The sequence below is a fragment of the Pseudoxanthomonas sp. OG2 genome, from assembly GCF_014192765.1.
In the GTDB taxonomy this organism is placed as follows: Bacteria; Pseudomonadota; Gammaproteobacteria; order Xanthomonadales; family Xanthomonadaceae; genus Pseudoxanthomonas_A; species Pseudoxanthomonas_A beigongshangi.
Map to the genome: position 1 here is coordinate 799411 of NZ_JACHYM010000002.1, position 23488 is coordinate 822898.

The window sequence follows — 23488 nt, forward strand, 5'->3', positions numbered from 1 at the left end:
TATTCCGGGGGCAAAGTATCTCCACCCCGACCACTCTCTCTCTCGGTCACCCATGTACCTGACGGACGCAACGCCACAAGCGTCCGCAAGAGGGGCTGCCCGGCCACGCCGGGCTCTTTTTTTTGGAAAATTTCTGAATGGCGGCGATGCCTTCCCATCGCGGCCATCGGCAAGTCCACCACCGGCAAGATCCGGTGGTGGCCCGGTCCACCGTCCGCTCCGGCGATCGGCGGCTCGCTCAGAACAGGTAGTTCACGCTCAGCAGCAGGCTGCGCGGCGTTCCCGGCATGCTGGTGGAACGCCAGTACCGGCTGTTGGCGAGATTGGTGGCCGCCAGCGTGATCGTCCACGGCTGCGCCCGCCAGCCCACCGAAGCGTCCCAGCGCGCATATCCCGGACGCCTGCTGGTGTTGGCAAGGTCGTTGTAGATCGGACCGCGGAAGGTCACGCCCGTTTCGCCGTACCAGGCGCCAGCCGGCGCGTAGCGCATGAACAGGTTCCCGGTCTTTTGTGCCGCCCCCTGGCGGTGACGGCCTTCGTTGGCGGGGTTGGCCCGGTCCTGCACGATCCGCACTTCCTGCAGACCAACGCCGCCACGCACGTACCACGCCTGGCCCAAACGCCCGGTGAGGCTGCCTTCGATACCGCGCGAACGTTCGCGTCCCCGTACCGCCCAATGGAAGGGATCGTTCTCGGGGTCGGGCTGATAACGAACGTTGTAGAGCTCGAGTTCGTAGATCGACCAGTGCGAGGACAGGCGTCCCTGCGACCAGTCATTGCGGCTGCCGACTTCGTACTGGCGTGAATACTGCGGCCTGGCGTCGAACACCGCCTCTTCGCTGACGGCAACGCCCATCAATCCGCGCCCGCCATAGGGGGCGAAGTTGCGGCTGTAGGAGGCGTACAGGCTGTGCGCGTCGGTGGGCTGCCAGATCACGCCCAACCGCGGGCTGGTGGTCGAACCTTCATAGCGCCGCTGCTTGCCATTGATGCGATTGTGCGACCGGAACATGAAGCGATCGAACCGGAGCCCGGCCATCATCTTCCACTGCGGCGCCAGGGCCACGAGATCCTGCACGTAGAGGGCCCGCGCCTCGGCGGCATGCCGATTGGACGTGGTGGCCCGTCCGCGCGGCGTCTTCGGCCCCGGCCAGACCGGATGAAACGGATCCACGCCATGCGGATAGCGCAGTGACGGGTCCGAACGCGGCGTCGACATCGCCAGATCCGGGTTGCGTTGTTCGCGGCTGTATTCCACGCCCACCAGCAGGTCGTGGGCAATCCTGCCGGTGGAGAATTTTCCGATTACGTCGATCATGCCGGTCGCGGTGGTGTTGTCTGTTTCCTGCCAGGCGCGGGTGAAGGTCATGGCGGCCGGCGTCGGGCAAGGCCGGCCGTTGGCCAGGAGGGTACCGTCCGGCCGGCAATAGCTTCCGGCGTAAAGGTGATCGAAATCCTGGCTCGACCGGTTCCAGGCGGCGGTGACGCGCGCCGTCCAGTCATCGGACAGGCGCTGGTTCAGCACGGTCCGCAAGGTGCGCGTCCTGTCCGCGACGAAATCGTCCGGATGCGCATACGCCGTGCGGGTGGATACGCCGGCCGGCAGGCTGTCGTGGGCCGGCGCGCGATCCGGCCGGCGCCAGATCCGTTCGTCGGTGTACTGAAGCAGCCAGTCCAGGCCGTCGCCGTTGTCGAACAGGACACTGGGCGACAGCATCCGGCTGTGGCTGGAGATGCCGCGACGGAAGCTGTCCGCGTGTTCGTGATCGGCGGTCAGGCGCACGGCGAACCTCGGTGACAGCACCCGGTTGATGTCCACGGTCGCGGCCCGGCTGTCCCAGGATCCGGCGCGCGTATTGACGCTGCTGACGGCATCGAAGCTGGCCTGCTTGCTGATCAGGTTGACCACGCCGCCGCCCAGCCCGCGCCCGTACAGCACCGATGCGGGCCCCTTGACGATCTCGATACGCTCCACGTTCGCGGTACCGCGCCGAATCTGCCCGGCGTTGCGGATGCCGTCGCGATATATGTCGTTGGAGTCCGCCGCAAACCCGCGAATCATGATGCCGTCGCCGCGCATGTCGTAGGAGGTGTCCACGCCCGGGGTGCCGTCCAGCAGCACGTTCAGGTCATTGAGGCCATACACCTTGAACTTGCTCATCTCCAGTACGTTGACCGTCTGCGGCACATCGCGGGGCTCCATCGCGATGCGGGTTGCGCTGCTGACGGTTTTCGCCCTGCTGTCATCGGGATCGATGGCGTCGGCGGTGACCTTGATCGTGTCCAGCGTGGTCGCGCCGGGCACATCCTCGGCGGCGCGAGCAGGAAACACGCCGAACAGCGCGATGCCGGCAAGAAGCGGGAGACGATCGGAAGTAAAGCGGAACTGCGCGAACATGAACTGCTCCATCGGTGTGGGGAACGTCGTGAACCCCATCCGGAGCCGCACGCCAATGGAAATGATAATCATTACCAAATATGAGTCGTCGCGGATTGGCGCGCGTTGCGACGCGTCGCACGTCGTTTCTGCAACCGCCTGTGGGATTTCCGGAGACGACGCCTCCACCGCCCTGTGTGAGCGGTGCGGGTCGCCATCCGGCGCGCTGCATTGGCGCTGCGGGTCGCGGGTTGATCACCTGGCGTCATGGAGATGTCGTCGTTCCACGCCTCGTCCCGGCCCGCCAGCGCTGCGGTGCCTGCGAATGACCCGGCCCAGCAAGCGACAACCGTCATTTCTGGCCAACAACAAAACCATACCAGTGCGTATGGTAGGCTGTCCGCCGGTTTCCCCCGCCGCCCCCGCATGAAAGCCTCCACGCTCCGCCACATCTTCAATGTCTGGCCGCCATTCCTTTTCAGCGGCATCCACGTCACCCGCATGGCCGACGACTGGCGCAGCGCGCGGGTGGAGATGCGGATGCGGCCCTGGAACCGCAACTACGTCGGCACCCACTTCGGCGGCAGCCTGTTCTCGATGACGGATCCGTTCTGGATGATCCTGGTAAAGGAATGCCTGGGCGCCGATTACTTCGTCTGGGACAAGGCCGGCGAAATCGAATTCGTCAAACCCGGCAAGGGCACCGTGCATGCCGAGTTCCGCGTGGACGAAGCCATGCTCGACGCCATCCGCGCCGAGGCCGCCAACGGCGAGAAGCACCTGCGCTGGCTGCCGGTGGACGTGATCGACGCGCACGGCGACGTGGTCGCGCGGATCCGCAAGCAGATCTACGTGCGGCTGAAACCAAGGGCACGCAACGGCGAGGCGGCGGCGTGATGCACCACGTCAGCGGTCAGCGCAGTTCCGCGGGCATCGCCAGTTCCCAGTAGGCCGCGTTCCGCCGTTCGAACAAGGGCATGCGCAGGTGCCCGTCGATCACCCGGATATCGCGCCCCTGTTTCAGCGCGACCGGGCGGGCCGCCACGCGTTGCGCCAGCGAGCGACCCTCGCGGGGCTGTTCGCGCAACCACAGCAAGGTGGCCATCAGGTTCTGCCTGGCGCGCTGGTCCTGCATGCGGTGCTGGTACTCCGTCATGCCGGCGTGATCCATCGCGGCCAGTTGGCAACCGAACCAGTTCGCCGCGCATTCCAGCCGCCACGGAGAAGGCGGCGCAGGCGCACTCACCGGCTGGTCCGCAAGCAGTTCGCGCCGCACGACCGCGCCGCAGTGCCAGGCCCGTGCCTCCGCCATCATCGCCAGCGTTGCGTCCTTTCGATAAGCCAGCGAGGTGAGCCATCCCGGTTCCCCCGGCTGCATCACCGCCCCGTCGCCGGCCAGTTCGATCAGCGAGCGGGTGAACTCGAACTCCCGCTGGACCACCCGGCAGAACGAACGTTCGTCCAGCGACGGCGGATCGCGCAGCGAGGCGCATGCCGCCGGCAAGGGAGCATCGGCGGGCAGCGATGCCAGCATCTGTCCCTGCAAGGCCAGCCAGCCCGTCAGCGCCGAGTCGCCCATCATCAGATCGATCAGCAGATCGGGCTCGCGCATCCAGCGCCGCCACGCGTCCGCTGCCCGGCATGCCCGGGTCAATCCAGCATCATGATCACCCTGTACGAACAACCGCGCGGCGTCCGTCCGCATCAGGCGCATTCCGTCGCTCATCGCAGTGATCGCGAAAGGCGTTTCGTAGGTCAGACGAAACGGCATCCTCAGGTAGTCACTGTTTTCCAGCGCGTCCCGGGTCCGCTGCAGCAAACCCGCATGCGCATCCAGCAATGCGCGCACCTGTTCCGGCTTCGCGCGCACCTTGTCGAGGCAATCGACGTCGGTGCTTTCGCACAACACACGATCCGGGTCCTGCAATCTCTCCGCCGGGTATCGTCCTTCCGCCGCGGAGGCGAATCCCGGCGTTTCCGCCGCAACGGTGCCGTCGGCTCCGAACGCCGGCGCTCCACGTCGATTGAATCGCTCCACATCGCCGGCGGTGATGCGGGCGCGCTCGGCATGCGTCAGGTCATAGCGCAGCAGCCACACGTCGGCGAACGCGTTGCGTCCCGCGGGCACCGGCAAGGGGGCGGTCATCTCCGCCAGCGCCTGTTCCTGTGCCCGGGTCGGCCACAACAGCCACGACGCGGCGTACAAGGCTCCCGTCAGGATTCCCAGCGCCAGCACGATCCCCGACAACGTCCGCAACATCCGTTTCATATCGCTCCCCACAGCGTTCCCCCGCCCAGCGTAGCAAAGCCCGCACGCCGGCCCGGGCTGGTCCTACAATAGCCGCCATGCCCCCCGATGCCTCCTCCCGCCCTTCCCTGCAGCGCCTGTTCCTGACCGGACTGCTCACCCTGCTGCCGATCTGGCTGACCTGGGTGGTGGTCAAGTTCGTTTTCGTGCTGCTGTCCGACATCAGCAAGCCCTTCGTCGGCCCCGTCTCGCACCAGATCGCCGCTTCGTTCCCGCAGGCGCTGGGCTGGTTCAACGCGCAGTGGGTGCAGAACACAATCGCGCTGGCCGCCACCCTGCTGGCGATCCTCGCGGTCGGCATCCTCGCCCGCCGCGTGATCGGCCAGCAGTTGCTGCGCTGGTTCGAACTGCTGGTGCTGCGCATCCCGCTGGCCAGCACCATCTACACCAGCGCGCGCCAGTTGCTCGACATCCTGCAGACCAAGCCCGGCAGCACCCAGCGCGTTGTGCTGATCGACTTCCCGCATCGCGACATGAAATCGGTGGGCCTGGTGACCCGGGTGATCCGCGAGGAAGGCACCGGCCGCGAACTGGCGGCGGTATACGTGCCGACCACGCCCAATCCCACCTCCGGCTATCTGGAAATCGTGCCGGTGGAACTGCTGACCCCGACCGACTGGACGGTCGATCAGGCGATGAGCTTCATCATCTCCGGCGGCGCGGTTTCGCCGGAATCCATGCCCTTCACCCGCGCGGGAGAGCGCTGACCGATGGCAGTGATGAGTGGCCGTACCCTCGACGATCGCGCGGTACGGCTGTTCATCGCACTGGCGGCGTTCTTTTGCGTCAACGCGGTGCTGGCGGAGTTCATCGGGGTCAAGATCTTCGCCCTCGAGGACACCCTCGGCATCGCGCCACTGGAATGGAACCTGTTCGGCCAGACCGGCTCGCTCAATTTCACGGTCGGTACCTTGCTGTGGCCGTTCGTGTTCATCCTCACCGACACCATCAACGAGTTCTTCGGCCGCCGCGGCGTGCGTTTCATCTCGTGGATGGCGGTGGCGTTGATCGTCTACGGCTTCGTGTTCGCCTTCCTCGCGATCGCCACCGCGCCGGCGGGCTGGTGGGTCAAGGCGGCCGAGCAGCAGGGCGTGCCGGACTACCAGGCCGCATTCGCGGCCATCTTCGGCCAGGGCATGTGGTCGATTGTCGGCTCGATCATCGCCTTCCTGATCGGGCAGCTGATCGACGTGGCGGTGTTCCATCGGATCCGGGTCGCCACCGGCGAGCGCATGGTCTGGCTGCGCGCGACCGGTTCGACCGCGATCTCGCAGCTGGTCGACAGCTTCGTGGTCATCTGGATCGCGTTCGTGCTGGGCCCGCAGAAGTGGCCGACGTCGCTGTTCCTGGCGGTCAGTTCGGTCAACTACGTCTACAAGATGCTCGCCGCGATCGCCCTGATCCCGTTGCTGTACCTGATGCGGTATGCCATCCGCCGCTATCTGGGCGAGGACCGCGAACGGCAGCTGCGGCAGGAAGCGGCGGCGGACTGAGCGGCTCGAACGCGGCGTTGCCAGCGGAGCAAGCTCCGCTCTACGTGGAGCCGGATGCCGTATCGCGTGAAGCGGAGCTTGCTCCGCTTCGCCATCCGGACCTCGCGCTGCGCGCGCCACCCCAACCCGCTATGCTCCGGCTTCCATTCAAACCGGGGAGAGGCTGGATGAATCTGTCGCGGACCGCGTGTGTGCTGCCCCTGTTGCTGGTGGCGGCGCTGTTCCCGTCGATGACCGTGCATGCGCAGGCGGACGCGGCCGGTGACGCAAAGGCCCGCCGTGACGCCGCCATCGCCAGCCTGATGCAGCGCTACGACGGCCAGGTGCCGGGCGCGTCCCTGCTGGTCCTGAAGGACGGCCAGCCGGTGGTCGATCGCGGCTTCGGCCTGGCCAACCTGGAAGATCGCGTGCCCGCCACGCCGGAGACCAACTACCGACTGGCCTCGATCAGCAAGCAGTTCACCGCCGCCAGCATCCTGCTGCTGGCCGAGGACGGCAAGCTGCGGCTGGACGATCCGGTCAAGCGCTGGCTGCCTTCCCTGCCGGCCGCCGCCGACGCCATCACCATCCGCCAGCTGCTCAGCCATACCTCCGGACTGATCGACTACGAAGACGTGATGCCCGCCGATCTGAAGGGCCAGCTGCACGACATCGACGTACTGCACATCCTGGAAGGACAGGACCGCACCTATTTCGCGCCCGGCAGTTCGTACCGCTACAGCAACAGCGGCTACGCGTTGCTGGCGCTGATCGTCGGCAAGGCCTCGGGGCAGGATTTCGCCAGCTTCCTGCGCCAGCGCATCTTCCTGCCGCTGGGCATGGCCGACACGTTGGCGCTGGAGGAAGGCGTCTCCACCGTGGTCAACCGCGCCTACGGCTACAGCGAAACCGATGGCCGCTGGGAGCGTACGGACCAGAGCCCGACCAGCGCGGTGCTGGGCGACGGCGGCATCTATTCCTCGATCCGGGATCTGGCGCGTTGGGACGCGGCGCTCTACGACGAGCGCCTGTTGAAGAAGACATCGCTGGACCTGGCCTTCAGCCACGCCACGCCCACGCCGGAACCGGACGTGCCGTACTACGGCTTCGGCTGGCGCATCAACGGCGACGCGGTCTGGCATTCCGGCGAGAGCATCGGCTTCCGCAACGTGATCGTGCGCTATCCGAAGGAGAAGCTCACCGTCATCCTGCTGAGCAACCGCAACGATCCGGAGCCCTATCGCACCGCCGTCGCCATCGCGGATCTGTTCCGCCAGCGCTGAGCCTCACTTCAGATCGGCCAGGATCACCTGCGCCGCGTTGTGCCCGGGCGCGCCGGTGACGCCGCCGCCCGGATGGGTGCCCGCACCGCACAGGTACAGGCCGGGAATCGCACCGCGATAGCCCGCCTGCCCCAGCATCGGCCGGGCACTGAACAACTGGTTGAGCGAGAGCGCACCGTGGAAGATGTCGCCGCCGATCAGCCCGAAGGTGCGTTCCAGGTCCAGCGGGCTCAAAACCTGCCGGCCCAGCACCGAAGCGGCGAAGCCGGGCGCGAAGCGATCCACCGTGGCGATCATGAGATCGGCGACTTCCTCGCGGTGATCGTCCCAGCTGCGTTCCCCCGGCAACACCGGCGCCACGTGCTGGCAGAACAGGCTGGCGACGTGCTGGCCCGGCGGCGCGAGTGAATCGTCCAGCGTGGAGGGAATCAGCATCTCCACGATCGGCTCGCGCGACCAGCCGTGCGCCAGCGCGTCGCGATAGGCGCGATCCATGTAGTCCAGGCTCGGCGCCAGGATGATGCCGGCGGTCAGGTGATCACCCTCGCCCGGCAAGGCGGTGAAATCCGGCAGGCGCGACAGCGCCACGTTCATGCGGAACGTACCCGAACCGCAGCGCCAGTTCGCCATCCGCTCGCGGGTGGGCGCGGGTACGTCGTCCGCGCGCATCAGTTGCTCGTACAACAGCTTGGGATTGACGTTGGCGACCACCGCGCGGGCGCGCAGCGTCTCGCCGTCGGAGGTCACCACGCCGACCGCGCGGCCCCGTTCCACCAGCACCTCGCGCACGCCGGCACCGGTGCGCAGTTCCACGCCGGCCGCGCGCGCGGCGCCGGCCATCGCCTGGGTGATCGCGCCCATGCCGCCAATGGCGTGGCCCCACGCGCCCTTGACCCCGTTCACCTCGCCGAACACATGGTGCAGCAGCACGTACGCCGAACCGGGCGTGTACGGACTGGCGTAGTTGCCGACCACGCCGTCGAAACCGAACAGCGCCTTGACCGGTTCGCTCTCGAACCAGCGGTCCAGGTATTCGCCGGCGGAGATGGTGAACAGATCCAGCAGTTCCTGCCGCAGGGTCTCGTCCAGCGCATGCAGCTTCCGGCCCAGGCGCGCGGTGCGCAGCAGTTCCGGCAATGCTTTCCACCAGCCGCCATCGGTCAGGTTGGGCGGCGGCTCCAGCGCCAGCGCGCGCAGCACGTCGGCGATCGCGTCCAGGCGGGCCTCGTAGGCCGGCAGCCGCTCGGCGTCGCGGGCGGAGAACTTGGCGAACTCGGCCCGGGTCTGGCCGCCGCCGGTCAGCAGGTAGCCGCCGTCCGGCAGCGGCAGGAAGTTGTTGCGTCGGCGCTCGACCACCCGCAGGCCATGGCGGGCAAGCTCCAGCTCGGCGATGACCCGGGGCTGCAGCAGCGAGACCGTATAAGACGCCACCGAATTGCGGAAACCGGGGTGGAATTCCTCCGTGACCGCGGCGCCACCCAGCACCGCGCGGCGTTCCAGCACGGTCACCCCCAGGCCCGCCCTGGCCAGATAGGCCGCGCAGACCAGGCCGTTGTGGCCTCCACCGACCAGCAGGACGTCCCGGGAGGAGTCGCTCATGCCCCCGCTCCGGCCGGAACGCCTAAACGGAAGCCGGGGCCCGCAGCGGCCACAGCCGGGAGGCCGGCTCGCCTATAATTGTGATTCAGCACGCAAACTGGATGGCAGGGAACAGGCTTGGCGATCACGACGTTGGTCCGGGGAATGGGATTCCGCGCGGGGCTCTTGCTGGTCCTGGCGTTGGCCTGCGTCCCCGCGTTCGCCGAAGACTGGGTCTACCGGGTCCGCCCGGGCGACACCCTGTGGGATCTGGGCGGCGCCTATCTCAAACCCGGAGTCGACTGGCATCGGCTTCAACAGCATAACCGCATCGCCGATCCCTACCGGCTGGCGCCGGGCACCCGCCTGCGCATTCCCCTGACCTGGCTACGCCAGCAGCCGGCGCGGGCGCGGGTGGTGGCGTTGATCGGCAAGGCCACCACCGTGACCAGCGCCGGCACCTCGCAAGCGGTGAACGAAGGCATGGAACTGGGAGCAGGCAGCCGCCTGCTGACCGCCGCGGGCGCATCGCTGAGCCTGCAGTTCGCCGATGGCTCCCGCCTGCGCCTGCGCGAGGGCAGCGAACTGGTGCTGGACCGGCTGACCCGCTACGGCCGCACCGGCATGGTCGACACCCGCCTGCGCCTGCAGCGCGGCCACGTCCACAACGAAGTCCGCCATCTGCGTGGTCCGGGTTCCCGCTTCATCGTCGACACGCCCACCGCTTCCTCCGCCGTGCGCGGCACCCGTTTCCGCATCCACAGCGGTGACCAGGGTACCCAGGCGGAGGTGCTGGACGGACGCGTCGCGGTGACCGTCGGCCGGCACGCGACCTTGCTCAAGCCCGGCTTCGGCACGCACGCGCAAACCGGGGGAGGCGATTCGCTGCAGCCGATCGCGCTGCTGCCCGCGCCGGACCTTTCGTCGATCGCCGCGCACCAGGACAGCGTGCGCCCGCAGTTCGCCTGGCCCGCGGTCGCCGGCGCCGCGGGCTATCGTGTCCTGATCAGCCCGCACCCGGATTTCGCGGCGCTCGTCGCCGATCTCGCCAGCGGCACGCCTTCGGTCACCGCCCCGGTGCTGGAGCCGGGTCAGTACCACCTTCGGGTCAGCGCGATTGATGGCGGCGGCCTGGAAGGCCGCGATGCCGACGCCGCGTTCGCCATCGAAGGCCGGCCCGTGCCGCCGTATGCCATCACTCCCTCGGCCGGCGGCCTGGTCCGCCAGAACCGTCCGGCATTGCGCTGGACCCAGGCGCCGGAAGCCCACCGCTACCGCTACGAAGTGGCGGACAACCCCGAGTTCCGCGACCCGGTCGCGCGAGGGGACGAGGTGCGCGGAGAAGCGATCACCGTCGCAGAGCCGTTGCCGCCCGGCGCGTACTATTGGCGGGTGGGCAGCATCGATGCCCAGGGGAAGAAGGGGCCATTTGGAGACGCCATCGAGTTCACGGTCCGCCCGCTGGATCCGATCGACGACATCGATCTGGACAAGGATGGCGCACGCGCCGGAGGCATCAGTTTCCACTGGCGCGCGGGCCAGCCGGGCCAGCGCTACCGCTTCCAGATGTCGCGTTCGCCGTCGTTTGACAAGCTGCGCGTCGACGAGGTCGTCGAACAGCCCGAAATCACCGTGTCCAAGCTGGCCGGCGGAACCTGGTACCTGCGCGCGCAGGCCATCGACACCGACGGGGAAACCGGCGAGTTCGCGCCGGCGCAGAAGGTCAAGCTGCCCTGTCGGCTGTGCCGGATCGGTGCCGGAGCGGGCGCGGTCCTGCTCCTGCTGAGCCTATGATCCCCCCGCCCTCGACCTCCAAGCCCAGGAGCCGCCTGCTGATCGCGCTCGGCGCATCGGCAATCGTGGCCTGCCTGATCCTGACCGGCCTGGTCGCGCGGATGGATCAATGGCTGTACGACCGGCTCGGCCCGCTGGTCTCGCAGGAAGCGGACAATCGCATCGTCGTCGTCGCCATCGACGAAAAGAGCCTGGGCGAACTGGGTCGCTGGCCGTGGTCGCGGCGCCAGCATGCGCGCCTGATCGACGAACTCGGACGCATCGGCGTGCGTGGCATCGGCCTGGATCTGCTGCTGTCCGAACCGGCGCTGTTCGACCCCGAGGGCGATGCGTTGCTGGCGCGTGCCATGAGTCGCCACGGCAAGGTGGTGTTGCCGGTGCTGGCCGAGGCGACCCAGGCCAACGGGCCGCTGGTGGAACTGCTGCCAATCCCGGAATTCTCCGCATCGGTCGCTTCACTGGGTCACGTGGACCTGGCGGCGGACGACGATGGCGTGGTGCGCAGCGCCTATCTGCGCGCCGGCCAGGGTTCTCCGCGCTGGCCGGCCCTGGCGCTGGCGCTGAGCCAGTTGGATCAGCCGCTGGCCCAGAACGATGATCTGCCCGGCGAACGCCTGTCGGATCAGGACCAGGCCTCGCTGCAGCGCTGGGTGCGCGATCACCGCGTGCTGGTTCCCTACGCCAGTCCTCCGGGCGGATTCGCCCAGGTTTCCTACACCGACGTCATCCACCAGCGCGTGCCGGCCTCGCTGTTGCAGGGACGCTGGGTGCTGGTGGGCACCACCGCGATGGGAATGGGCGACACCGTCAACGTGCCGGGCCAGCGCGGCGGACGCGGACTGACCGGCGTTGAGTACGAGGCCAACGTGCTCAACATGCTGATCCAGGGCACCGCCATCACCCCGATGTCGCTGGGCGCGCAATTGCTGCTGTCGATCCTGCTGGTATCGCTGCCGATGGTGTTGTGCGGCTTCCCGGCGTTCCGCCAGATCTGGCGGCCGGCGCTGGCCACGATTGCCCTGACCTTGCTGCTGTCCCTGCTGCTGCTGCAGTTCGCGCGGCTGTGGTTCCCCGCCTCGGCCACCCTGCTGGTGCTGGCGACCGGCGCGTCGGTATGGGTATACCGCCTGATTCGCCGCACCCAGCGCGCCGCCCAGACCGACCCGCTGACCGGGCTGGCCAACCGCAACAAGTTCAACCATGCGCTGGAACAGGAACTGCGCGCGATCCAGCGCACCCACCTGCCGATGTCGCTGCTGCTGCTGGACATCGATCATTTCAAGCAGCTCAATGACAGCCAGGGACACGCCAGCGGCGACGCGGTGCTGCGGCTGCTGGCGCGCGTGCTGCGCGGACGCGCGCGCCGCCCGCGCGACGTGATCGCGCGATTGGGCGGCGACGAATTCGCGGTGCTGCTGCCGGAAACCTCCGCGCAGGCGGCCGCCACCATCGCCACCACCATCCATGTCGATCTGGCCAATCTCGCCGCCCGCACCGAGCGTGCCCTCGATGCGCCGCCATTCACCGCCAGCATCGGCATCCACACCACCCAGGCCGGCGACAACCTGGATTCGGCGGAAGTGTTCGAACGCGCCGACGCGGCGCTGTACCAGGCCAAGCAGGCCGGTCGCAACCGCAGTGTGAGCCACGCCGCCGCGACGCCCTGACGACCGGCGCACCGGTCGCGAGTGTTTTCAGACGTCCAGTTGCATGCCCGGCCGCGCCAGTTCCGCAGTCACTCCGAAGCGTTCGCCGATTTCGCCGGCCAGCGCCTCGCGCGCGCGGTCCTCGCCATGCACCAGCACCACCGGAGGCGAAGGTTCGAAGCCGCCGTACCACGCCAGCAATCCGGCCTGATCCGCATGCGCGGACAGGCCGCCGATGGTGTGGCACCGCGCATTGACCCGGTGGTCGCGACCGTGGATGCGTACCCAGCGCGCGCCATCGACCAGCCGCCGTCCCAGCGTGCCCTCGGCCTGGTAACCGACAAACACCACGTGCGTGCGCTGCCGATCCAGGTTGTGGGCCAGGTGGTGCTGGATGCGACCGCCGTTGGCCATGCCCGAGCCGGCGATGATGATCGCGCCATTGGTGATCTGGTTGATCGCCATCGATTCGGCGGTGCTTTCGGTGATGTGCAGGTTGGGCAGCCGGAACGGATTGGGCGAGCCGCGCCAGACTTCCTGCGCTTCCATGTCGAACAGTTCGTGGTGGCGTCCGTATATCTGCACGACCTTGCCCGCCATCGGACTGTCCAGGAACACGCGCCAGCGCGACAGGTTCCACTCGTCCCAATGGCGCGCGAACCAGTACAGCAGTTCCTGGCTGCGGCCGACCGCGAACGCGGGTATCAGCACATTGCCGCGATCGGCCCAGGCCTGCTCGAGGATATCGCCCAGTTCGCGTACCGTGGCCGGACGATCGCGATGGTTGCGATCGCCATAGGTGGACTCCATCAGCACCAGGTCCGCGTCGCGCACCGGCGAAGGATCGCGCAGGATCGGCGTACCCTTCTGGCCCAGATCGCCGGAGAACACCAGCTTGCGATCATCGGCCCAGATCTCGACGATGCTGGAACCGAGGATATGGCCGGCATCGCGGAAGGCGATGTCCACGCCCGCCAGGATCGGCTGTCGCTGGTCGTATGCAAGCGGCCGTACCTGTGCCATCGCCGCCTGCACGTCCTCGCGTCCGTATAGCGGCTGGATCTCGGGCTCGCCGTCGCGGCGGCGCCGGTTGGCGCGTTCGGCGTCCGCTTCGGCCAGCGAGGCCGAGTCCATCAGCATCACCGGCATCAGTTCGGCGGTGGCCGCCTGCGCATGGATCGGCCCGCGGAATCCGCGCCGCACCAGCAGCGGAATCCGGCCGATGTGATCGATGTGGGCATGGCTTACCACCAGCGCGTCCAGCGACGACGGTTCGAACGGGAACGGATCGGCGTTGCGGGCCTCGGCCTCGCGGCTGCCCTGGAGCATCCCGCAGTCCAGCAGGATCCGCCTGCCGCCCGCGTGCAGCAGATGCATCGAGCCGGTCACCTCGCCGGCCGCGCCATGGAATTCGATCCGCATTCTCGGCTCTCGCAATGTCCGCCCAACCCTAGCATGACCGGCCATCGTGGCCATGACGCCCCGGCAATGGCCGGCCCCGTACCATGACCTTCGACACCCCCCGCCTTTCCGGGCGGGGAGTAGAGTCCGCGCACGTCCGTCTGGACAGACCTATCCCAATGCCCACCCGGGCCGGAGTTGAAAGTGACCTTCCGTAAACCGCAGATGCTTCTCTTGTCCCTGGCCGTCACCGCGGCCCTCGCCGGCTGTTCCAAGCCCAACGAAGCCGCCTCCCCCGACGCCGCCGCCAAGGCCGGCGCCGACAGCGGCGAACTGCAGCTGAAGCTGGACGAGAGCAAGCTGCCGCCGGTGAACCGCTTCCTGGTCTCGGATCTGGACACCAGCAAGAACGCCTGCGCCGATTTCACCGGCTACGCCAACGGCAAGTGGCTGGCCGCCAACGCCATCCCGGGCGATCGCACCAGCTGGGGCGCGTTCGAAATGCTGGATGAGCGTTCCACCGCCGTGCAGCGTCAGCTGGCCGAACAGGCCGCCGCGCATGCCAACGCCACCGGCGTGGAGAAGATCGTCGGCGACCTGTGGGCCACCGGCATGGACGAAGCCAAGGTCAACGCCCAGGGCATCGAGCCGATCAAGGCCGATCTGGCCGCGATCGACGGCCTGGCCGGCAAGGAAGCGATTGTCGAATACCTGAGCGCCAATGCCGCCAAGGGCCGCAACTTCCTGTTCGGCTTCGGCGGCGAAGCCGATTTCAAGGATTCCTCGATGGTGCTGGCCTACGCCTCCCAGGGCGGCCTGGGCCTGCCGGATCCGGAGTACTACACCAAGGCCGAGAACAAGGAAAAGCTGCAGGCCTACGAGGCCCACATCGCCAAGGTGCTGGAACTGTCCGGCGTGGCCGTCGCCGACGCCGCCAAGCAGGCCAAGGACGTGGTCGCGTTCGAAACCCGCCTGGCGAAAGCATCCAAGACCAGCGAGGAACTCTCGCGCGACGTCTCGCTGTACTACAACCCGGTCACCCTGGCCGACGCCGACAAGCTGACCCCGAATTTCTCCTGGACCCGGTTCTTCGAATCGCAGGGCGTGAAGGCGGACAAGTTCTCGCTGGCGATGCCGGGCTTCCACCAGGAAGTGAGCAAGATGCTGGGCGACACCGACCCGGCGATCTGGCGCGCCTACCTGCGCTTCCACACCGTCGACGGCGCCTCGCCGTACCTGAGCGACGCCTTCGTCAACGAGAACTTCAACTTCTACGCCAAGACCCTGCGCGGGCAGAAGGAAATCAAGCCGCGCTGGAAGCGCGTGCTCGACACCGTGGAAGGCGAGGCCGGCGAAGCGCTGGGCCAGATGTACGTGAAGGTCGCCTTCCCGGCCGAGTCCAAGGCCAAGATGGAAACCCTGGTCGGCAACCTGCGCACCGCGCTGAAGACCCGCCTGGAAAACCTGCCGTGGATGAGCGCGGAGACCAAGCAGAAGGCCATCGCCAAGTGGGAAACCTTCACCCCGAAGATCGGCTATCCCGACAAGTGGCGCGAGTGGACCGGCCTGGCCACCAGCCGCGACAGCTACATCGGCAACGTGCTGGCCGCGCAGGAATTCAACTACAAGTGGAACCTCGGCAAGATCGGCAAGCCCGTGGACAAGACCGAATGGGGCATGCCGCCGCAGATGGTCAACGCCTACTACAACCCGCTGCAGAACGAGATCGTGTTCCCGGCCGCCATCCTGCAGCCGCCGTTCTTCGATCCCAATGCCTCGGATGAAATGAACTACGGCGGCATCGGCGCGGTGATCGGCCACGAGATGATCCACGGCTACGACGATCAGGGCTCGCGCTTCGGGCCGACCGGCAACATGGAAGTGTGGTGGACCGACGGCGACGCCAAGGCGTTCTCCGGCCTCACCGGCAAGCTGGTCAACCAGTTCAACGGCTACACCACCGAAGGCGGCGGCAAGGTCAACGGCAGCCTGACCCTGGGCGAGAACATCGCCGACCTGGGCGGCCTGGCGACCGCGTACGAAGCGATGAAGAAGGCCACCGAGGCCACCCCGGATCCGAAGACCGACGGGCTGACCCGCGACCAGCGCTTCTTCCTGAACTGGGCCACGGTGTGGCGTCGCAATTTCACCCCGGAAGAACTGACCGTGCGCCTGAAGACCGACCCGCACGCGCCGGCCAACTTCCGCGCCATCGGTGCCCCGTCCAACCTGCCGGCGTTCGCCGCGGCGTTCCAGTGCAAGGCCGGCGACGCCATGGTCCGCGACGGCGACAAGCAGGTGGTGATCTGGTAATCCGGACTACGTCCGGCGGTACCCTCGAAGGCCCGGGAATTCCCGGGCCTTCCTCGTTTCCGGACCTGCCCTGGAAGTGTGCGCCGCGTTCAGGGAGTGCCAGCCCTGCTTGCTAGAATCCGCCAACTCCAACACCCCGGATTCCCTGATGTCGAAGACCCGCGCCGCCCTTGGCCATCCCTCCCTGCTCGCCTTCGCCCTGGTCGCCGCGCTGGGCATCCCGCAGGCCGAAGCCGCCAAGAAGAAGGCGCCGCGCGCTCCCGCCGTCAGCCCCGCCTGCAGCGATTTCTATGCCCATGCCAATGCCGACTGGCTGAAGGCCAACGCCACGCCGGGCACCAGCGCGTTGGGCCAGCTGCGCGAGCGCGCGGAACAGCAGCAGCGCGACCTGCTGCAGGCGGCGATGCAGTCGCCGCAGGGACACGTGCAGAAGCTGCTCGGCGACTTCTGGGCCAGCGGCCTGGACGAAGCCGCGGTGGAAGCCGACGGCGCCAAGCCGATCGCGCCGCTGCTGGATCGCATCAACGCCATCAAGAAGGCCAAGGACGTCGCGCCGGCGATCGCGGCGCTGCACCAGGTCGGCATTCCGGTCGCCTTCAATTTCAGCCCCGACGTGGACCTGCGTGCGCTGGATCGCCACATCGGCTACTTCATGCAGGGTGGCCTGGGCCTGCCGGATCCCGCCTACTACACCCGCAATGACGCCGACACCAAACAGGTGATGGATCGCTATCGCGCCTACGTGAAGCAGATCCTCGCCCTCACCGGCACCGCGCAGAATCGCCTGGACGCCGACACGCAGGCGGTGCTGGATCTGGAAACCCGCCTGGCGCAGGTTTCCAAGCCGCTGCTGGACCTGCGCAATCCGCTGTCCAACTTCGCCCCGGTCGCCACCAAGGAACTGGGCAAGCAATACCGCAACCTGCAGATCGATGCCTTCCTCAAGGCCCAGGGCGTCAGCGACGACACCGTGTCGATCGCCGATCCGGCGCTGTTCAAGCAGATCGACACGCTGGTCGCCAGCCTCAAGCCGGACCAGTGGAAGGCCTACCTGCGCTGGCGCGTCGGCGATGCCATGGCCCCGTACCTGGCCAAGTCGTTCCGCGACGCCGAATTCGAGTTCCGCGGCAAGGTCCTGCGCGGGGAGACCACGCCGCCGGCCCGCTGGCAGCAGGTGCTGGGCGCAATCAACCTGGCCGCCGGCCCGATGCTGGGCAAGGAGTACGCCGAGCGTTACCTGCCCAGGTCCAGCGACCAGCAGGCCGAGGCGATCGCCGCCCAGGTCCGCGACGCGCTGGGCCGCGCGGTCGAACGCGCCACCTGGCTCAGCGATGGCGCCAAGGCCGAAGCCAAGGCCAAGCTGGGCAAGCTCAAGATCGAAGTCGGCACGCCGCACCGCGACGTCGATTACAGCGTGCAGCCGATGGGCCGCGGCAGCTTCGGCGGCAACATGCTGATCGCCTCGACCTGGCGCCATCGCGAGGAGATGAAGCGGATCGGCAAGGGCAATGCGGATCGCCGCTGGGACGTGCTGCCGCAGCAGCCCGCGCTGGCCTACGACCTGGCACAGAACCGCCTGATCGTCACCGCCGCGGTGCTGCAGGCACCGGTGTTCGATCCGCAGCGCGATGCCGCCGGCCAGTACGGCGCCTACGGCGCGCTGGTGGGCCACGAGCTCAGCCGCGGCTTCGACAACAAGGGCCGCATGGTCGACGCCAAGGGCGAACTGCGCGACTGGTGGACCGCCTCCGAGCTGACCGCCTGGAACGCCATCGGCGCGAAGATCGCGGCGCAGTACGACGCGTTCGCCTATCCCGAACTGAAGAACGTCAAGGTCAACGGCAAGCTGGTCCAGGACGAGGCATTGGCCGACCTGGCCGGTGTCGAACTGGCGTGGGATGCCTTCATCACCGCCGAGCCGCAGGCCGCCGTCCCCGCCAAGCAGTCGTTCTACACCGCCTGGGCGCAGTTGTGGGCGCAACGCATGGACGCCGCCGAGGCCGCCCAGCGCGCCGCCACCGACGTGCGTGCGCCGGGCGTCTGGCGCACCAACGCGCCGCTGTCCAACCAGGCGACATTCGGCCAGGCCTTCAGCTGCAAGCCGGGCCAGCCGATGCAGCGCAAGGACGCGGATCTGATCGGCAAGTGGCGCTGAAACGGCGGGCCGGAAAAGCCAACAAAAAACGGCGCGGAAACGCGCCGTTTTTCTTTGTGCGGCTTCCTCCCCGGGAGGAGTGCCGTCCGTTCGGATCGATTACTTGACGATCCGCATCCTCGGCCCCGGCGGCCGGCGCTTGCCGAACGGCGGCTGCCCGCGCCAGTAGCGGATCATCAGCCAGCCGAAAATCATGCCGCCGAGATGGGCGAAGTGGGCCACGCCTGACTGCATGCCGGTGATGCCGAACAGCAGCGTCAGCGCGCCGTAGATGATCACCAGCGTGCGGGCGCGGATCTCCATCGGAATCGGAAACACGATCATGCGCTGGTTCGGGAACAGCATGCCGTAACCCAGCAACAGGCCGAACACCGCACCCGAGGCGCCCAGTGAGGGAACCGCGGGGCCACCGCCGGACAACACCCACGAACTCACCAGCAGCTGGCACAGGTTTGCGCCGATGAGGCAGACGAAGTAGTAGGTGGTGAAGCGTTTCTCGCCCCAGGTCGCTTCAAGCGGCGAGCCGAACATCCACAGCGCGAGCATGTTGAACAACAGATGGGTCAGGCCGGCATGCATGAACCCGCTGGTCAGCGGTTGCCAGGGCATGAACGCATAGCGGGCGAAGTCGTCCGCATTTCCGGTGAAATCGATCGGCCACTGCAGGAAGGGGACCGTGACGGCATCGCCCAGGAAACTCTGGAGCAGGAACACCACCACATTGGCGATCAGCAGCGCGCGGGTAACCGGCAGCACGGGAGGGAACATGGCTCGCATCCTTCGGGAACGGGCCCATGATAACCGCGGAGTTTCAGCCGCCCGGCGGTCCCCACAACGCCTCGTCCAGCGTGCGTGCAGCTTTTACCCCGCGCACCCGCCCCTGCTCGACCCTCACGCCTTCGGCACGCAGCCGCTGGCTCTGTTCGCGGTAGCCCTTCGAACCCTCGGGAAACGCGATGCGGCCGTCCGAACGCAGGACCCGGTGCCAGGGCAGCCGCGCGTCATCGTTGTTGCTGAGGATGCGCGCCACCAGCCGCGCCCGGCCCGGCAGCCCCGCGCGACGCGCGACCTCGCCATAACCGGCCACCTGGCCGCGCGGAATCGCGCGGATGGCCGCGAGGATCTTCGCTTCAGGCGTGGCTTCCGCCATGCGGGGCGTTCCGGTCGGTGAATGCCGGAAGTGTGGCGCGTGCCCCGCCCGCTGGCTACCCCGGCCACCGCAAACCGGCCTACCATACGGTTCTGGAATTTCCCGAGTCCGCCACGCCATGAAGAATTTCGAACAGATCCGCAGCCACCTGACCACCTCCGGCTACCGTGTGTCGGTGCAGGAACCCTATGTGGCCTGCGTGGAACTGTCGCTGGACAGCGGTAGCCGGCACCAGGCCATCTTCCTGTCCGAACTGAGCAACGACGACGAGCGCAGCTACCTGCGGGTCAGCACGGTCATCGCGCCGATCACCGGCGTCGACGCCCGCCGCGCGCTCGGCTTCAACTGGCACAGCAGCGTCGGCTACCTGGCCATCGGCGAACTCGACGGCGTGCCGTACCTGCAACTGTGCGAAAACCGCCCCTACGACGGCCTGACCCCGGCCGAAGTCGACCGCCTGGTGCTGGAAATCGGCGGCCTGGGCGACCGCATGGAACGCGCGCTTTCCGCCGAAGGGGATTTGCTCTGAGGGCGGGGAGTGGGGATTCGGGATTGGGGATTCGTTGAAGCGGATCCCGTCTTTGGAACATCGGGCCCGAGATTCACCCGAAGCGGCAGGACGCGATCAGATCACAGGCAACACGCCTTCGCTCCTGCCAATCCCGAGTCCCCAATCCCGAATCCCGGCCCCTCATCAGGCCCACCCAATCGCCTGCAGCAACTTCAACAGGCCATAGGCGATGCCGCCGGCGGCGGGGATGGTCAGGATCCAGGCCCAGATGATCCGCTCGACCACGCTGAACTTCAGCGCGCGCGGGTTCTTGGCGAAGCCAACGCCCATGATGGCGGTGGAGATGCTGTGGGTGGTGGAGACCGGCATGCCGAAATGCGCGGCCACGGTCAGGATGGTGGCCGAGCTGGTTTCCGCGGCGAAGCCGTTGATCGGATGCAGCTTGACCATCTTGTGGCCGAGGGTCTTGATGATCTTCCAGCCGCCCGAGGCGGTGCCCAGTGCCATTACCACCGCGCAGGTCAGCACGATCCAGGTCGCGATGTCCTGCTCGCCGGCGCTGCCCGGATGCAGGAACGCCAGCCAGTCCGGCAGGTCGTTCAGCGCGCCCGAGGCCTCGGCGCCGAACAGGGTCAGCGCGATGATGCCCATGGTCTTCTGCGCGTCGTTGTGGCCGTGCGCGTAGCCCATGTAGGCCGCGGAAATGATCTGCGCCTTGCCGAAGAACTTGTTGACGAAGTTCGGACGGGCCAGCCGCCGCAGCCAGCCCGTCGCCCGCGAGAGCAGCGCGATCAGGCCCCACAGCAGCAGCATCACGCCGATGCCGAGCAGGAAGCCGGCGATCGGCGAGCTGATCATCGGCACCACCACCTTCCACAGGATGCCCTTGTTCTTGGTCCAGTCGCCAACCGCTTCGGACCAGATCAGCGCGCCCCAGTCGTTGTGGGCCGCGGCCAGCGCGGCGCCGCACAGGCCGCCGATCAGCGCATGCGAGGAGGAGGACGGCAGGCCCTTCCACCAGGTGATGAGGTTCCAGACGATGCCGCCCAGCAGCGCGCACAGGATCACCTGCGAGGTGACCTCGACCACGCCGGTGTCGATCAGGCCGGAGGCAATCGTCTTGGCGACCGCGGTGCCGGTCAACGCGCCCACCAGGTTCATGATCGCCGCCAGCATCACCGCCTGTCCGGGCGAGAGCACCTTGGTGGCGACCACGGTGGCGATGGAATTGGCGGTGTCGTGGAAGCCGTTGATGAACTCGAACACGAGCGCGGCCAGGATCACCACCAGGACCAGGGTCAGCATGGGCCGGTCCTCAGCTGTTCTTCAGCACGATCTGGTAGGCCACCACGCCGGCTTCGCGGCAGCGGTCGATGGCCTTTTCCAGGATCTCGAAGAACTCCTTGAGCAGGAACATCTGCAGGTGGTCCAGGCGACCGGAATAGATGTCGCGGTACAGCTCCAGCATCAGCCGGTCGGCCTCGTTCTCGATCGCGCGCAGCTTCTCGTTGAGCGCGGTCATGCGATCGATGTTCATCTTCTTCAGTTCGTGGACCATCTCCACCACCACCGCGGCGGCCTGCTCCAGCATCGCCGCGCGCGGCGCGAAGTCGATGCCTTCCAGGTGCTGCAGGGCCAGCGAGTAGCGATCGGCGAACTTCTCGATCTGCTTGGGAATCTTGTACAGGGCCGAACCCAGCGCCTCGATGTCCTCGCGCTCGATCGGGGTGATGAAACTGTCCACCAGCGCCTGGCTGATCTTGTCCGAGGTGGCGCGCTCGCGCAGGCGGGCCAGCTTGAAGGCGTCCAGCGCCGGCTGGCGGTCGCTTTCCTTCATCATGGCGTGGAGGGCCTTGGCGCTGTCCAGGGCGGCCTGGGAAGCCTCTTCGAGCAGGGTGTAGAACTGCTGGCCGGAGCCGAAAATGGTCTGCAGCGAGAACATCGGGGAAATCCCGCCGTCACGGGGCGGACGGCTTTAGGGGCGGAATTATGACCGTTTAGTGACCGTCCTGGCGACGGCCAGGCCCCATCCCGGCCCCGGAAAGCCCCCTCTGCGGCCCTCCGGTCCGGGTTTGGTACACTCCTCCGGCACCCGAGGGTGCACCCTATGGAAGACGACCCTACCTCCCCCTCGCACTGTCGCCCGCGATACGCATCCCCGGCGGCGCCCTCTCCGGCCATGACGGAGGGCCGCCGTGCTTGAACTGCTGATCGTCATCGCCCTGATCATCCTGAACGCCTTCTTCGCCCTGTCGGAGATGGCGCTGATGACCTCGCGCAAGCTCAAGCTCAAGCAGATGGCCCAGGAAAGCCGTGGGGCACGCGTGGCCCTGCACCTGGCCGAGCACCCGGACAACCTGCTGTCCACGGTCCAGATCGGCATCACCCTGATCGGCATCCTGGCCGGCGTGTTCGGCGGCGACGCCATCGGCGCGATCATCGCCGGCTGGCTGGCCGAGCTGGTGCCGGGCGTCCAGCAGTACGCCCGCCCGATCGGCATCGGTACCGCGGTCACCCTGATCACCGCCGGCTCGGTCATCTTCGGCGAACTGATTCCCAAGCGGCTGGCGCTGACCAATGCCGAGGCCATCGCGTCGATGGTGGCCATCCCGCTGGACTGGCTGTCGCGCATCGCCCGTCCGGTGGTGTTCGTGCTGGGCGCGATCAACCGCGCCGTGCTGCGCATGCTCGGCATCCGCGACGACAACCGCGGTGCGGTGACCGAGGAGGAAATCCGCCTGCTGGTGACCGAAAGCCACGAGCAGGGCGTGATCGACGTCGACGAGCGCAACATGATGAACCGGGTCATGCGCCTGGGCGATCGCACCGCCGACAGCCTGATGACCCCGCGCAAGAAGATCGTCTGGCTGGATACCGCCGCCGACTACCAGGAAAACCTCGAGGTCATGCGCGAATCCCAGTTCTCGCGCTTCCCGGTCTATCGCGCCGGCGACCAGGACGTGGTCGGCGTGCTGGAGGTCAAGTCGCTGCTGGACCGCTTCGCCGACAAGTCGCCCGAGATTTTCCGCAACCTGCGCGAGCCGCTGTTCGTGTCCGAATCGACCCATGCGATGAAGCTGCTGGAGATTTTCCGCGAGGAACAGCAGTCGCTGGCGCTGGTGGTGGACGAGTACGGCGAAATCCAGGGCCTGGTGACCATCAGCGACCTGATGGGCGCGGTGGTGGGACGCCTGCAGTCCGCGGAGAACAACGAGGACGCCGCGCTGGTGGTCGTGCGCGACGACGGTTCGCTGCTGGTGGACGGCTCGCTGCCCAACGATGACCTGCGCGAACTGCTGGGCGTGACCCTGCCCGACGATGACGAGTACAACACCATCGCCGGCCTGGTGATCGAACGCTTCGGCCGCATCCCGCACGTGGGCGAATCCTTCCAGCTGGACGGCTGGCGTTTCGAGGTCGTGGACCTGGACGGCGCGCGCGTCGACAAGCTGCTGCTGCAGCGCTTGCCGGAGGAAACCGGCGAAGACGCGGCGGCCTGA

18 protein-coding genes are annotated in these 23488 nt (G+C 67.4%); 10 read left to right on the top strand and 8 right to left on the bottom strand.

Annotation, left to right across the window (positions count from 1 at the left end):
* Positions 1-238: 238 nt before the first annotated feature.
* Positions 239-2398 carry a TonB-dependent siderophore receptor gene (locus FHW78_RS16775; protein WP_183643283.1) on the bottom strand — a complete coding sequence of 720 codons (2160 nt, stop codon included), beginning with the start codon at positions 2396-2398 and terminating at the stop codon, positions 239-241.
* A gap of 405 nt (positions 2399-2803) precedes the next feature.
* Between FHW78_RS16775 and FHW78_RS16780 the strand changes: the two genes are divergently transcribed.
* Positions 2804-3274 (top strand): DUF4442 domain-containing protein, encoded by a 471-nt coding sequence (locus tag FHW78_RS16780; protein ID WP_183643286.1) that lies wholly within the window; start codon positions 2804-2806, stop codon positions 3272-3274.
* Between the two features lie 16 nt (positions 3275-3290).
* Here the strand turns inward: FHW78_RS16780 and FHW78_RS16785 are convergent, their stop codons facing one another.
* Positions 3291-4646: a hypothetical protein gene (locus FHW78_RS16785; RefSeq protein ID WP_183643289.1), complete on the bottom strand. Its 1356-nt coding sequence runs from the start codon at positions 4644-4646 to the stop codon at positions 3291-3293.
* Positions 4647-4723: 77 nt separating this feature from the next.
* On the opposite strand from FHW78_RS16785, the gene FHW78_RS16790 reads away from it, so the two are divergent.
* The 3 genes from FHW78_RS16790 (at position 4724) to FHW78_RS16800 (ending at position 7440) form a co-directional block, all read left to right on the top strand.
* Positions 4724-5392 (top strand): DUF502 domain-containing protein, encoded by a 669-nt coding sequence (locus tag FHW78_RS16790; RefSeq protein ID WP_141453604.1) that lies wholly within the window; start codon positions 4724-4726, stop codon positions 5390-5392.
* 12 nt (positions 5393-5404) lie between these two features.
* On the top strand, positions 5405-6178 hold the full coding sequence (locus FHW78_RS16795) for a queuosine precursor transporter (protein ID WP_183643292.1): 774 nt from the start codon (positions 5405-5407) through the stop codon (positions 6176-6178).
* A gap of 230 nt (positions 6179-6408) precedes the next feature.
* Positions 6409-7440, top strand: a complete 1032-nt coding sequence (locus FHW78_RS16800) for a serine hydrolase domain-containing protein (protein WP_183644767.1) — start codon at positions 6409-6411, stop codon at positions 7438-7440.
* Positions 7441-7443: 3 nt separating this feature from the next.
* Here the strand turns inward: FHW78_RS16800 and FHW78_RS16805 are convergent, their stop codons facing one another.
* Complete coding sequence (locus tag FHW78_RS16805) at positions 7444-9039, bottom strand: NAD(P)/FAD-dependent oxidoreductase (protein WP_183643295.1); 1596 nt, start codon at positions 9037-9039, stop codon at positions 7444-7446.
* A 117-nt stretch (positions 9040-9156) separates the two neighbouring features.
* Here FHW78_RS16805 and FHW78_RS16810 point away from each other — a divergent pair, with 117 nt between their 5' ends.
* Together FHW78_RS16810 and FHW78_RS16815 are read left to right on the top strand one after the other, a co-directional pair.
* A complete protein-coding gene (locus FHW78_RS16810) occupies positions 9157-10812 on the top strand; it encodes a FecR domain-containing protein (RefSeq protein ID WP_183643298.1) in 1656 nt (551 codons plus the stop codon).
* Positions 10809-12479, top strand: coding sequence for a CHASE2 domain-containing protein (locus FHW78_RS16815; RefSeq protein ID WP_183643301.1), 1671 nt, complete (start codon positions 10809-10811; stop codon positions 12477-12479). Before FHW78_RS16810 ends, FHW78_RS16815 begins: the two co-directional genes overlap by 4 nt.
* Before the next feature lie 27 nt (positions 12480-12506).
* On the opposite strand, the gene FHW78_RS16820 is transcribed toward FHW78_RS16815, so the two are convergent.
* Entirely contained in the window at positions 12507-13880 is a 1374-nt protein-coding gene (locus tag FHW78_RS16820; protein WP_183643304.1) for an MBL fold metallo-hydrolase, read from the bottom strand.
* A gap of 204 nt (positions 13881-14084) precedes the next feature.
* On the opposite strand from FHW78_RS16820, the gene FHW78_RS16825 reads away from it, so the two are divergent.
* A complete protein-coding gene (locus tag FHW78_RS16825; protein ID WP_183643307.1) occupies positions 14085-16172 on the top strand; it encodes a M13-type metalloendopeptidase in 2088 nt (695 codons plus the stop codon).
* Between the two features lie 148 nt (positions 16173-16320).
* Complete coding sequence (locus FHW78_RS16830) at positions 16321-18327, top strand: M13 family metallopeptidase (RefSeq protein ID WP_183643309.1); 2007 nt, start codon at positions 16321-16323, stop codon at positions 18325-18327.
* A 99-nt stretch (positions 18328-18426) separates the two neighbouring features.
* On the opposite strand, the gene FHW78_RS16835 is transcribed toward FHW78_RS16830, so the two are convergent.
* Complete coding sequence (locus FHW78_RS16835) at positions 18427-19095, bottom strand: rhomboid family intramembrane serine protease (RefSeq protein WP_183643312.1); 669 nt, start codon at positions 19093-19095, stop codon at positions 18427-18429.
* A gap of 43 nt (positions 19096-19138) precedes the next feature.
* Positions 19139-19477: an MGMT family protein gene (locus tag FHW78_RS16840; RefSeq protein ID WP_183643315.1), complete on the bottom strand. Its 339-nt coding sequence runs from the start codon at positions 19475-19477 to the stop codon at positions 19139-19141.
* 118 nt (positions 19478-19595) lie between these two features.
* On the opposite strand from FHW78_RS16840, the gene FHW78_RS16845 reads away from it, so the two are divergent.
* A complete protein-coding gene (locus tag FHW78_RS16845) occupies positions 19596-20006 on the top strand; it encodes a hypothetical protein (RefSeq protein WP_141453614.1) in 411 nt (136 codons plus the stop codon).
* 165 nt (positions 20007-20171) lie between these two features.
* Here the strand turns inward: FHW78_RS16845 and FHW78_RS16850 are convergent, their stop codons facing one another.
* Together FHW78_RS16850 and FHW78_RS16855 are read right to left on the bottom strand one after the other, a co-directional pair.
* Positions 20172-21293: an inorganic phosphate transporter gene (locus FHW78_RS16850; protein WP_183643318.1), complete on the bottom strand. Its 1122-nt coding sequence runs from the start codon at positions 21291-21293 to the stop codon at positions 20172-20174.
* Positions 21294-21303: 10 nt separating this feature from the next.
* Complete coding sequence (locus FHW78_RS16855) at positions 21304-21930, bottom strand: DUF47 family protein (RefSeq protein ID WP_183643321.1); 627 nt, start codon at positions 21928-21930, stop codon at positions 21304-21306.
* A 253-nt stretch (positions 21931-22183) separates the two neighbouring features.
* Here FHW78_RS16855 and FHW78_RS16860 point away from each other — a divergent pair, with 253 nt between their 5' ends.
* Entirely contained in the window at positions 22184-23488 is a 1305-nt protein-coding gene (locus FHW78_RS16860) for a hemolysin family protein (protein ID WP_183643324.1), read from the top strand.